The sequence below is a fragment of the Gordoniibacillus kamchatkensis genome, assembly GCF_000829455.1.
Taxonomy (GTDB): domain Bacteria; phylum Bacillota; class Bacilli; order Paenibacillales; family NBRC-103111; genus Gordoniibacillus; species Gordoniibacillus kamchatkensis.
The window spans coordinates 52404-65216 of sequence record NZ_JXAK01000018.1 but is presented as its reverse complement, the minus strand read 5'-3'; the positions used below and the strand labels follow the sequence as shown (position 1 = coordinate 65216).

Sequence of the window (12813 nt, the reverse complement as noted above, 5' to 3'; positions counted from 1 at the left end):
AATAATGTTTTTCGGCGCATCTCCCTCTGGCATAAAAAAAGCACCCCGAAACAGCATCGGGATGCTTCGAAAGCCAGATGTAAGGTAAATCATCTATAAAGGGCCGCGTGCGGCCGGATGATTATAACTTGATCACGTTGGCAGCTTGTGGGCCGCGAGCACCTTCGACGATGTCGAACTCGACCGCTTGGCCTTCTTCTAAAGTTTTGAAGCCGTCTGCTTGGATTGCGGAGAAGTGTACGAATACGTCGCCACCGTCTTCGCGCTCAATGAATCCGTAGCCTTTCTCAGCGTTGAACCATTTCACTTTACCTTGCATGTAACACATTCCCTTCGTTATCAAATAAATGTAGCCCTACCTACTTTCTTGACTATATCACCCCGCTTAAGGGCGTGTCAACGAAAATGATAAGGCTTTCAAGGCCAATGCGCGAAATTTTTTGAATATTAGGGTATTCACATAACGTCAACAATGTCGATATGTGGCGAAAGCTTGTTTTCATTAGGGATTTACGGTTTATTAACAGAGTTATACACAGAGTTATGCACATTGTCCACAGGCCATCAGGTTCTTGTTTCCAATAATTATTTTAAGATCTGCTTCTAAAATTTGGCAAGCGAAGAGGCGAGATGTAGTGGCCAAATTAGTTCTACGATTTGTTAACTAATGTCTTCGTGTTTATTGACCTTTTTCTAAGAGGATGGAACCATCATGAGGAGATTATTATAAAGCAATTGAAAAGGGAGATAAGGGAAGTCATTGGAGATTTCTTTCTCAGAAATAAGCTCCCTTATCTCCCGAATGACAATACATGCTGTACAATCCGGCAATGTATACAACGAACTAAATAAGAATCTCGTCCTAATTATAAACACCATATTCTAGGGAGCGATAACCTTAATCAAAGATGAAATTGGTGCTAGTTTTGTTCAGGTCAGCCAAGCCCTTGAGTAGATCTAAAACATTTTGATAGGCCAAACAAGAAACTTTTTGGGGTTTTCCTTCAGTAATTTCAAGATGTTAAGTTAAAGCCTTCATATAATTGATACTTTGCAAAACTGCTTCATCTTCTGGAAACATTATATGCAGATTCTCCAGTATATGAATCGCTTGGTTAAGGTCGTTTTTTTGCATCAACCACAAGGCTTTAAGATATTGAATATCTTTATCGGATTCATTTAAATATTTAAAACAATCTCCCGCTAATTCAACTTTGCCGGTGTGGACATATAAGATGAGACAGTTATGCCAAAGTCTGTGGTCTCTCGGAGACACTTCGAGACATTCTTTTAGCAAACGCTCGCATTCTTCGTAATTGCCCAATGAAAAAAAACGATTTACATACTCCAGAAATAATGTAATCTTTTCTTCTGATTTGGTGTCATCTAGAAAAGACATAGATAAGGATGGCGTAGGGAGCATGCTGGCAAAAACAAAATAAATCGGGTCTGCCATTAGACGAAGCTTAAACTCTTCCCAAGGTAACGCCTTTATATCTAAATCTCTCAATATTATTTCGAAAACATTGATAAATCTGCTTTTCAAAATGAAATGAAATTGATACAACAACGAAGAATTTACATCCAATTGAGCAATTTTTTTGAAGTGAATTTTTGAATTTTGACTTGTTTGCTTCTCTAAAATTATGAAACTATCCGCATACTCTTCGGTGTAAAAAATATAAAACCCAACCCTACTGCTAATTTGGTAGAGTGGCTCTAGTTTTGATAAATAGTATTCAGCTTCCTGCAAGGAGTCTGTAAACAAACCTATCCTAAGTATTTCATTTTGTGGGAACACAAGAGGTTTCCACTCTTGTCCAATCCAGGTTAAATCCACTTCATTTTGATGAATATTCTGCACAAGGATCCTGTTTGTTGCAAAATCGGCGGAATTATTCTGCGTTATATTATCACCATATATTCTCTGAGAAAATTCTGACGTTATCAATTTCACATGATGAAAATCCGTTTTGGCGGCAAGTCTTATCCAAAACTCCCAATCTTCAAGTGCCGAAAGATCTTCTCTTACAAGACCAATATCAAACAAAAGGTCTCGTTTAAACATTACAGTCTGAATAGGTAGATAATTAGTCCTCAACAACAACTGAAAATTATGTTTTTGAGAATAAAGTAACTCCTGACTTATTATTTGCCATTTCCCGTTAACTTCTTTTTCTATTCTTTGAATAGCATCGCCATATACAACATCGACATTTTTGTCCATAATTGTTTTCATTAGTACAGCGATGTGAACCCGCATGAACATATCATCATCATCCAAGAAGTTCACATACTCTCCCCTACATACTCTAAGACCGCTATTAAGCGCCGCCCCGCGGCCAAAATTTTTAGAATGACTGATGTAAATATAAGGGTGTCTTAACGTATCTTTTAGAAGGGCGTTGACATCATCTCCTCCATCATTAACAACAACCACCTCTATATTTGGGTATATTTGCATATTTATGCTATGTAAACATCGTCTTAGTAACTCTAACCTATTGCAAGTTCTAATAATGATACTAACGAGCGGGAGATTATCATGTTTGGAAAAAGTATTAATTAATTCGTTTTCAAAAGACAATTCTTGAAAGCCGGGTTCGCCACTATTTTCTAATAAACTGCTTACAGCCATTGTCACGTTGGCTCCCTTCTCTAACTTGCTAGTACAAGCAATTTGTAATATTGGTAAATATCATCTTTGTTATTACCTGAAACGTGTTTCAATATTTGAACAAAGTCTTTGTCATATTCTGTCTTAGCCATCAATGGCAAACCTGTGATTTCAACCGTCTTAAAGCCTGCTGCAAAAAACATGGTTTGAATTTCATCTATGGAAAAAGTGAGCAGGTCTTGTCTTCGTGCCCTTCCATTTAAAATTTTTTTCATAATTTCAAAATGATTATGGTTTGTAAAGCTGGCGACTATTTTACCTTCCTCACTTAAATATTCTTTTAGTCTTGCTAACGCAAGTATTGGTTCAAAACATTTGGCGAAGGAATCGGATAGTAAAATGTAGTCAAAGAAACGCTTAGGGTAATCAATATCTTTTTGCTCGACACTTCCTACTTTCACATCAGCAAACAATAGTTTTTTGGCAATATTAGCGCAGTATGGATTAGACTCTAAACCATATAATCGATTGCTTTTCAATTGGTTTCTTATATCAAGCAAAGTGGCCCCACATTCGCAATCAATCTCCAGAATATTTTTATTCTCGTGGTCAGCCACCTCTAACATTTTCGCAAACTCTTGATGATAAATTGAACTTTTGGCTATATCAAACCCCCATTTTTCCATGAACAATCTACGATTCTTGGCCATCAGCTCTGTATACTCCTTAGGAACTTCTTTAAAAGATACACTTCCATAATGATGTATAAATGTATCTTTGCATAGGAAAAGTCTGTATCCGGCTTCAATTATTCTAATGGAATAATCATCATCTTCATAGTTCCCTCTCGAAAAAATAGTATCCAAATATCCGATTTTTTCAACAACACTTCTTTTTATAAGCATACAATAACCAATTAGCTTTAGACGCTCTTCCCATAAATCTGAATTACTTTTATTGAATAATTCCGCAAAAAGTTGCATTTCTTTTTTTGAATTATATTTTACTGGGATAGCCTGATTGTTTGAACACGAATTGGTTACTGGACCAACCGCGCCAATATCTTCGCGGCTGTATAAACAAGCTATCATATTATCTAACCAATTGGATGTGACAATAGTATCGTTATTAAGAAGCAGTATATTATCTCCTGTGGATATTTCTATTCCCTGATTGCACCCTGCCGGAAAACCAACATTTTCTTTATTAAAAATTGCAATAATATCCTCTTGTTGCTTTAAGTATTCAACAGTCTCGTCAGTTGAGTTATTGTCGACAACTATAAGCTCATATTGATCCGGTTCTGTATATCGGCGTATGCTTTCTATACACAATTTTGTGAATTCTAATTTGTTATGAGTTAAAATAATAATGCTTGTTTTCATATATTCACCTCATAAAGACTTGTCCTTTTACAGATCTTCGGATATCCTGATAGATTTATATTTTGCATGTCTATACATATTTATTTAGCGGCTGGACTTGATTTAATAAACTATTATAGTATTTCATTTGAATGTGTGGACTGACTCGCATCTCTATTTCAAGTATGAGTGCGTTCTTGTCTGCAACTATTACATCGTATAAGAAATGGGGATCTGTACTTGGCGAAATAAACACTAAGGAGTCACTTGTTTTTTCTATTGGAATAAGTCCATTCATAATAGAGAGATACGCAAAGTTATTTAGTATATTTGAAGAAGAAAGTAGCTCCTCTCCATCAAATAATTTTATGCTCCTAACTTCTATTTCCGAGGCATGATCGGTAGGATCGATACGAATTGGGCCGTATACACAATTTGGTAAATTAATTCTATAGATATGGAATCTATTATCAGTAAATGTAGAAATCTTAAGCGAACTTTCTTCGCTAAACCCTTCGGATTTTGTTTTCCAAAAAATCTGCATCTTCACTCCGGAGTTCGGAGTCGCTTTAGAAAGCCCCCTCGAATAAAAACAGTAATTTCTGTAGCTCGAATAGACAAATTGATTGAACTTATCTTGATTTTCATTCTTCTCATTTTCTATACACGCTTTATATATTTCATATATTCCATTGCAACCAAGCGTCGTTAGATCAGATAAACATTTGGAACTATGTCGCAGCTGCGGTTTAATCAATTGGTTCAACTGTACCTTATTCAGTAAACTCCTATCCAGTTCAAGGAAGTCGGTAATTCTCTCCAATTCTTGCATAGGTGAATTTAATAATTTATCGTAATGAACGATAATGCGATCCTTCCCAGATGTCCAAAATAATGCAGAAAGGGTTTGATATTCCCACAAAGTTAAGGAGATTTCTAATGGAAACTCGTTTCGTTTTTTCAAAGAATCTGCAACTTCTAGAGGGTTTCTGATGCAAATAATATATTTTTGTCTTGCGGACATTTTTTCCAGGAGTTCGTTCCATATGGGTATCATTAAAGAGGTCCGAGGGTCTTTCCAACCCCAAATTGTCCTTTTCGAAAATTGTTCCATTACAACGGATCGGAGTTTTTCCTTATATTCGTCGATTTTAGAGAATGTCCACCAATTTTCAGGAAGTATTTCCCTAGAGTGCCATTCCAACCCAAATTCACTTAAAATCTTATCATGTAAATCAACGATCCACTTATGTTCCCAAAACCCGTCCGGATTATCCTCGTTAGCTGGTATTAAATTGTGTTCTTCTCCCAAATAAACTCCCAACTCAAACAGACATCTAGCTAAAAGTGAAGTGCCGCTGCGATGCATGCCTAAAACGCTTACGACCATTGAACTGGAAGTGGACAGAATGTCTTCTCCTAATACCTTATCAACGTCACTAGTTGCGATTAATTCGGGATATTTCTTTGATTCACTTTGATTAGCAAATTGTTGCGAGCGATTGATCCGATTTAATAATTCAAAAAATTCACTATCTTTGTTTAAAATACGATATGCGTATTTTCTCGCCAATTCAAACTCACCGAATTGTGATAAAATCAAGCAAAGATTAAATAACGTATCTCTATGAGAGTCATTTATATCTAATACTACTTTTAAAAATGGAATAACATAATCATATTCTTGCCTATTAAACGCTTCAACAGCTAACAAATTACATATTAATTCTTTGTTTATAATTCTCTCAGAAATTAATTTCAAGAGATCAAAAAATATATTGTCGTGGCTCTTTAAGTATTTAACGACAATTCCTGCATTCTCTGACAAGTTTAGACCTTTATCCATCTCAAATAAATTTTTATATATAGATTCCATTTCATAATTAGGCGCCAAAATAGCTGTTCCCCCTTACAATCAGTTTATATTCGAATCTAAAAAATAGAAAATACCTGTATGCAGTACATTTGCATTATATTTTCTATATCGACAAATCTCGATAATTTCATGATACTCAATATTTAACAAAGAGCTGAGCGATTGTCGATATATTACTTAGGCACTACTAATTGGAGGATTTCATGGATAAATTACTTTCCCTTTGCATGATCGTTAAGAACGAAGAAAATACCTTAGCCCATTGCTTAGACAGCGTGCAAGGTATAGCAGACGAGATCGTTATCGTCGATACCGGCTCTACAGACCGAACCAAGGAGATTGCCTACCGATATACTAATCACGTATATGATTTCGTCTGGAATAATAACTTCTCAGCTGCAAGAAACGAAGCCATCGGCAGAGCTACAGCTCAATGGATTCTTGTGATGGATGCCGATGAATATTTGCAACCTGGGCAAGGCGAGATGATTAGGATGTTTTTGAAACAGCACGAAATAAAGGGGCCAACTGGGGTCATTGTCAAAATATTGAACGGACAAGGAGAAACGCCGCAAAGCATTACCAGTTTTGTGGAGTCGACTGGTTTACGGATATTTACAAACCATTTTGGCATCAAATACGAACGACCCATACATGAACAGCTTCGAACAGAAGTAGTCAGCTTAACGTCCCTCTCGTCTTCATTCGTCATTATTCATACTGGGTATATCTCCAGCGTCGTCGCAGCGAAGAGCAAATCCGAAAGAAATATGGAGATTTTCAAGCGCCATTCTTCTCAAGAGCCCTATGACTTTTTCACCTTAGGCAATGAATATTTTTCCCTTGGCGATAATAAGAAAGCCATTTACAACTATGTAAGGGCATTGCAGAAATCTAGTTCACCCCAACCCTGGACCCCCTTTTGTTACGTTAATCTCATAACAGCATATTTGAAGCAAGAACAATTTCAAGAAGCTTACGAAAACATTCAAATATCGATGAAGTTATGGCCTAAACACATTGATTTTCGCTTTCTTCTTGGACAGGTTTATTATGCTTTCGGTTGCAACGATTTGGCTGCCGAGCAATTCAAAGTATGTTTAAACTTATACCAATCACGCGTTGAAAACTTCTCTGCCAACGAAATAATCCGACAAGATTTCGCTAATTACCTTCCTGCTAAATTTCTCAGCGATATTGCTCTTGAGAGTAACGACCCCGTCCAAGCAGTCTACTTTTTGACGAAAACAATTCAGGCGAATACGACGGACTATTTTTCGCTCAAGAAACTGATGGAACTGTTATACTATACGGAAACGGCAGACTCGATCTATTCACTCATGGATAAGCTTCTCCCGTTCTCAGACTCGGTGTCTAATGCTTTATTACTATTCCGTTTATCATTAATGGTGGGGCATGCCGAACTAGCCAGCCGCATCTTAAAGGTTATTCAACCTTACGAGCATTTGCTGGATTCGCCTGATTGGTTGCATTACGCTCTTTTGCAAAAAGACCGTTCTTTATTCGATGTTCATTACAATCAAATTTCTAGCTCCGAACTATCGAACAATAAGCTTTATGTTAAGTTATGTTTCTTGGCCGGATGCCTTTGGAAAGGCACCAAGTATCATTCTGCCAACCTTCTTCAGGATAGTACCGAAAATTCAATCACCATTTGCCTGGACATCATTCAATTTCTGAGTCAGCTTGGTTTAAACGAAGAAGCATACAATTTTATTGAAAGCCGGCAATCGACAACGTTATATCAACATTATGCGGATTTTCTATACGAACAAGCTCAGTTGGAGGTAGCCGTCGACCTTTATTCCATGCTATTAGAACAGGGTTCGCTTCATCCGCAAGGTTATGAAAATATGGCCAAGCTCTACTTGCGTCTGAACGAAACAGAAACCGGTCTTTCCTTTTTAGAGAAGGCGATTGAGGGAAATCCGACAAAAATATCGTTGTACGTGCTTTACTGTACGAATTGTAGCAGTTCGCCAATCAAAGCAAAAATAAAGGAAAACCTGTATACCATATATCCGCAATGCAGAAATCTTCCTTTTATATCGGCCCTTTAACCAGCGGCCAGCACCTGCTGTCAAGCTTACTGCTCCCATAAAAAAAAGAAGAAGGCTTGGCGAAAATGCAAGCCTTCTTCTTTATTTCTGCCTATCTACAAAGAACCCTTCAGTTTGAGTATATTTCACCAGATAAGCATCTTTTATCTTATTTCCATCATGAATACTTGTAATTTGTTTCCCCAACCATGCTTTGCGCTGTTGCAGTCTGGTTTGAATCTGCTCCTCCAATTGAAGGCAGTCTTGGATAACATGCAAAATATTCGGCGCATGCACTGCGGGTTGTGCCAACGCTTGGATACGCTGTCGAAGCTGAGCTTGCTCGGATTGGAGCGACTCCAGAACGGCTGTGTCTTCGTCCAAACTGGTTTCCTCCAGCCAGTTCGCGATAGCTTTGGTTACTTCAAGCATTCGACTGAATAAGAAAGGAAATTGAGCATCCTCCATGGTGCTCATTTCATTGCTGTAGAAGCCGCGCCCGATTTAACGATTTTGACGGCCTCGGCCCACGTGTCCCGCAATTCTGTTGTTAATCGAATAGCGACTTGCAAAGATTCCAGATTCAATTTCATGTTTGCTTCATGGAGCTTATCTTTAATAAAAATGTAAAGGGCGGATAGATTTTTGGAAATATCATATTTATAATTTAATGTTATGAGAAGCTCGTCAAATATATCCGTGGCTCTAATAATATTCTCATGCTTGGCTTCGTAATTCTTCTTTTGGATGCTTTCGTTCGCCTGCTTCATGAATTTTATTGCTCCATTAAAAAGCATAAGCGTCAATTCCCCTGGAGATGCCGTATTTACTTGTGTTCTTAAGTAAATGTCATGTGTGTTCACGTTCATAACGCTTACCTCTTTTCATCTATAATAATGCCGGACGTTTGCATGATGTGGTCTACAATATCCAACAATTTTTCGGGCGGAAGCTCTTTCAGCACTTCGTTCGTATCCGAATTGATCACTTTAATAACAATATCTCCTGTCGGCTTGTGAACGGAATATTCTACCTTTTTCGGCGGCCCGACAATCTCCCTGTTTGCTTTTTCTACGGCTTTCACTATCTGTTCTTCACTATAAGAAAGCTCGTGCCGATTTTTTCGCAAGGCGTTAATATATACGGAACCAGATTCCAAGTCTGCATCGTTCCGGCCTGTACTAGCCTTGGAAACACCTACGCTCTGCCCCAATGACGAAGTATTTGTGTTTGACAATGCAATTCCATCCATTACCTCCATCCTCCTAGCAACCCTTAAGGGGTGATTATAGCAGTTTATTTCATCTGACTTTGCAACCAAGAGATTTGCTGGTTTCCATTGGCAACCGCTGTATCCATGGCAGAGAAGATTTGATAATAATAATCCTCTTTTTTGCTTAATTTATCGGTCCATTCATCAATCTGTTTGCTTAATGAATCTACTTGAAGACCGAGTTCCGTTGTGCTGCTGTTATAGACAGTACCGGTAATTCCGGCGCGGCTTGTAAGCGATTTGACCAAGTTATCCGCAGCTTCATAAAATTGTTGCGCAACACCGCGGTCGGAACTGCCCGTAGTTCCCACGTTGGTGAACAAATCGATAACGCCTTGCGGATCAGCGGCAAGTGCTGCATCCAATTTTGTATTATCGATCGAAAGCTTGCCAGCTGAGGTAGGATCATTTGAATTGTACGGGTTTGTCGTGATGCCGATTTGCGATAATAAACTATAGGACCCGCTTACATTGGTAACTTGAGTATAAGCGACAGCCCTGAAATCGTTATAACCTTTTTGCAGCAAGTCATCGCCGTTGAGGAGCCCGCTTTGCGCTTTCTGGGTCCATGACGTAATATCCGAATCCTTCATTGCAGCTTTCTGATCATCGGTCAACGGCTGATAATCACGGAATTTCTGTTCGGAAAGTTTGCTTGAAATTGTAGAAATGAGCGTATTATATTTGTCAACGAAATCTTGAATCGATTTTTTTATGCTGGCGGTGTCGGACGAAATATTGACTGTGACCGTTTGTCCGGACAGCGTCTTGTCAAGCAAGTTGTAAGTTACCCCGTTAATCGTGAACTGGTTGCTGGGCCTGGACGTACTAAGCCCATCAAGAGTAAATTGCGCATCAGTGCCTTTATGCGGTTGGGTTGCTGAGTTCGTGTCCAATTTCAACATTTCCAGAACGTTCCCGCTAGTGCCTGTTCCCGAAAAGGTCGTTCCCGTAAAATCAATTACTGCGCTCGATCCAGTTGTATTTGTAGAAATGACGACCTTGTCGGAGTAGGAGTCGTACGTCATCGTTACTCCTGCACCGGATTTGTTGACCTGATCCATAATGGAATTCAAGCTGTCGCTAGGAGAGAAACTGATTGTCTTGCCATTAATGACAAATTGATTAGATGAATCTAAAGTAAAACCGAGAGCGCTAGCCTGACTGCTTATGCTAGCCGTCGGGTCCAGCTTGCCATTGCCTCCAAAAATTGCATTACCGCTCACATTAAACCCGTTTGTTGCCAGACTAGTCACGGTTAACTGATGCGACGCAGGCTGAGCAGTCGAATCGGAGGAAACCGTTATTTTGGTTGAGTCCGACGTCGTCGCCGTCGTTTTCTGCCAGTTAGCCGAGAATCTAAGAGAAAAGGCCGAGTCTCTGAACGATGCCGCGAGACTGTTGATGGAGCGGTACGCATCTTGCTTCCACTCCAAAAGCTGCTCTTTTTGCTTGAGTTTATCTTGAGGAGCTCGCTCCGCCATCATCAGCTTGCTTACCATTCCGTCGATATCCATTCCGGATCCTAAACCGCTTATTCGGTTCACCATGTTAATCCCTCCGCTCAATCAAGCGTTTGACAAAATTATTCGTTATTACTATTATCGACGAAATGAGGCATTTCTTTTAGAGTCTTTGCTTGATTATTTGCAAACGTTGCTTGGCAGGCGAATAACCGTATCGGCTTGCCAACTGATAATATTTTCGAGCCGGCTCTAATTGCCCTGTAATTTCGTAAAACACGCCCAGGTTGTAGGCAGCCTTAAAGGAACCAGTGCCTACTACCGACGCGTAATTATCGTTATCTCCAATGGCAAGAGCCATCCGGAAGTAGTTTTCAATGTCAGGAAGTTTCCCAGAGTCCATAGCCAGTAATCCCAACAAGAATGGAAGATCCGGAAACGTGGGGTAGCGGGCAATGTATGGCGTTAAACGCGTTTCCGCCTCCGCGCTTCTACCTATGTATTTAAGGGCGTATCCAAGCATAACGGCCATTACTGGAAAATATAGCTGCTGTTCTTCGTGCAATGCGATACATCGATTTAACGCGAGAACGGCTTCTTCGTATTGTTTTAACGAGAAATGCAGTTTGCCCAATTGGTACAGCATGTATCCGTCATCGGGATGTTGACGCAAATGTTGCTCATAAAGCTCGAAGTATCTCTTGGCTTTGCCTTTTCTTTCGTATTCTTCCTGTTGATATCCGTAATGAGTAACAATGATGCCAGTCTTGGCACTCAAAGCGGGAGTATCCCCGTAGTAAATCATCTCGTGCACGACACCTGCGTAACGATACTTCCCATTATTGGGATAAAAGCGCGCCATCGAATGGATATGGATCTCATCTTCAATCAGGTTCCGTATCGTAATCGCTCCCGCCTGATCGGGATGGTGTTTGGCGAACTTTCGCATAGCCGTTAGCGCTCCGCTATCGAGTTCCTCATCAGCATCCAGAAATAAAATATAATCCCCTGTTGCATAAGCTGCGGTACCATTTCTTGCATCAGCAAAGCTCCCGTTCCATTCCACATCCACCACTTTGGCTCCCATAGCAGATGCAATTTTTTTAGTATTGTCTTGGGAACCGGTATCGCCGACCACAATCTCGACGTGCTTCGGAACGCTTGCCAACACGCGGCGAATATTCGTTTCCTCGTTACGTACAATTAGGCATACGCTAAATGTTGTCATAAAGCCTCCATTGAAAAGAAAAAGGCCCATCCAATGAATGGGCCTTTTCCCAAAGGTCGATGATTAACGCAGGAGCTGCAGTACGCCTTGAGGCGCTTGGTTAGCTTGTGCCAGCATCGAAGTAGCAGCTTGTTGAAGAATGTTGAACTTCGTGTAAGTCATCATTTCTTCAGCCATGTCGGTATCACGGATACGGGACTCGGCAGCTTGCAGGTTTTCAGTCGTAGCTTGGGTGTTGTTGGATCTGTGCTCCAGCTGGTTTTGAACAGCACCGAGGTCGGAACGGCCTTTGTTCACTTTCTCGATTGCAGTGTCAACTGCAGACAACTCGGTACGAGCCGTTGAATTGTTTGTGATCGTACCGAAGCTAAGAGTAGTCAGGTTAGCATTCGACAGATCAATCGCTACCGTATCGGAGCTGTTGTCGCCGGTTTGAATCGTAACGGTGTTGTTCGTTCCGTTCAACAGGGCAATGCCGTTAAACTTGGTGTTAGTGGCGATGTCGGTCTTAATGGAGCTCGCAAGCTTTTGGTACTCAGTGTTAATAGCAGTGATGTCGGTCGAGTTGTATGTACCGTTGGCTGCTTGCGTTGCCAGTTCCTTCATGCGTGTCAGCATGTCGGATACTTCATTCATTGCGCCCTCGGCCGTTTGAGCGAGGGATACACCGTCTTGCGTGTTGCGGTTTGCTTGGTTCAGCGATCTGATTTGAGCGCGCATTTTCTCGGAGATCGAGAGGCCTGCTGCGTCATCAGCTGCGCGGTTAATGCGGTAACCGGAGGACAGCTTCTCGCTGGATTTGCCCTGCTGAGCGTTGTTGTACGCCAAGTTGCGGTGGGCGTTCATTGCGTTAAGATTGTGGTTGATAATCATGATTCGTTTCCTCCCTGAATGTTGATTGTCCACTTCCATGTGGAGTAGGCTTTTCGCCT

Annotated in this window: 11 protein-coding genes; 1 reads left to right on the top strand and 10 read right to left on the bottom strand. The window is 40.3% G+C overall.

Annotated elements, in window-relative coordinates:
* Nucleotides 1–121: 121 nt before the first annotated feature.
* The 4 genes from SD70_RS12140 to SD70_RS12125 all read right to left on the bottom strand — a co-directional run bounded on the left by SD70_RS12140 (nt 122) and on the right by SD70_RS12125 (nt 5875).
* Nucleotides 122–319 (bottom strand): cold shock domain-containing protein, encoded by a 198-nt coding sequence (locus SD70_RS12140; protein ID WP_041047827.1) that lies wholly within the window; start codon nt 317–319, stop codon nt 122–124.
* A 702-nt stretch (nt 320–1021) separates the two neighbouring features.
* On the bottom strand, nt 1022–2638 hold the full coding sequence (locus SD70_RS12135; protein ID WP_041047826.1) for a glycosyltransferase: 1617 nt from the start codon (nt 2636–2638) through the stop codon (nt 1022–1024).
* A 20-nt stretch (nt 2639–2658) separates the two neighbouring features.
* Nucleotides 2659–4002 (bottom strand): glycosyltransferase family 2 protein, encoded by a 1344-nt coding sequence (locus SD70_RS12130; RefSeq protein ID WP_041047825.1) that lies wholly within the window; start codon nt 4000–4002, stop codon nt 2659–2661.
* A gap of 70 nt (nt 4003–4072) precedes the next feature.
* The gene (locus tag SD70_RS12125) at nt 4073–5875 is read right to left on the bottom strand and encodes a sulfotransferase (RefSeq protein ID WP_041047824.1); all 1803 of its coding nucleotides are present in this window, start codon (nt 5873–5875) and stop codon (nt 4073–4075) included.
* A 185-nt stretch (nt 5876–6060) separates the two neighbouring features.
* Between SD70_RS12125 and SD70_RS33225 the strand changes: the two genes are divergently transcribed.
* A complete protein-coding gene (locus SD70_RS33225) occupies nt 6061–7938 on the top strand; it encodes a glycosyltransferase family 2 protein (RefSeq protein WP_052487339.1) in 1878 nt (625 codons plus the stop codon).
* Nucleotides 7939–8019: 81 nt separating this feature from the next.
* Here SD70_RS33225 and SD70_RS12115 read toward each other — a convergent pair whose 3' ends face one another.
* The 6 genes from SD70_RS12115 to SD70_RS12090 form a co-directional block, all read right to left on the bottom strand.
* The gene (locus SD70_RS12115) at nt 8020–8385 is read right to left on the bottom strand and encodes a flagellar protein FliT (protein ID WP_156157994.1); all 366 of its coding nucleotides are present in this window, start codon (nt 8383–8385) and stop codon (nt 8020–8022) included.
* 5 nt (nt 8386–8390) lie between these two features.
* Complete coding sequence (fliS, locus tag SD70_RS12110; protein ID WP_041047822.1) at nt 8391–8786, bottom strand: flagellar export chaperone FliS; 396 nt, start codon at nt 8784–8786, stop codon at nt 8391–8393.
* Between the two features lie 5 nt (nt 8787–8791).
* Nucleotides 8792–9169, bottom strand: a complete 378-nt coding sequence (locus SD70_RS34775) for a flagellar protein FlaG (protein ID WP_197081014.1) — start codon at nt 9167–9169, stop codon at nt 8792–8794.
* A 44-nt stretch (nt 9170–9213) separates the two neighbouring features.
* Nucleotides 9214–10740 carry a flagellar filament capping protein FliD gene (gene fliD, locus SD70_RS12100; protein ID WP_041047821.1) on the bottom strand — a complete coding sequence of 509 codons (1527 nt, stop codon included), beginning with the start codon at nt 10738–10740 and terminating at the stop codon, nt 9214–9216.
* A 76-nt stretch (nt 10741–10816) separates the two neighbouring features.
* A complete protein-coding gene (locus SD70_RS12095; protein ID WP_041047820.1) occupies nt 10817–11881 on the bottom strand; it encodes a glycosyltransferase family 2 protein in 1065 nt (354 codons plus the stop codon).
* A gap of 63 nt (nt 11882–11944) precedes the next feature.
* Entirely contained in the window at nt 11945–12754 is an 810-nt protein-coding gene (locus tag SD70_RS12090) for a flagellin N-terminal helical domain-containing protein (RefSeq protein WP_041047819.1), read from the bottom strand.
* Between the last annotated feature and the right edge of the window lie 59 nt (nt 12755–12813).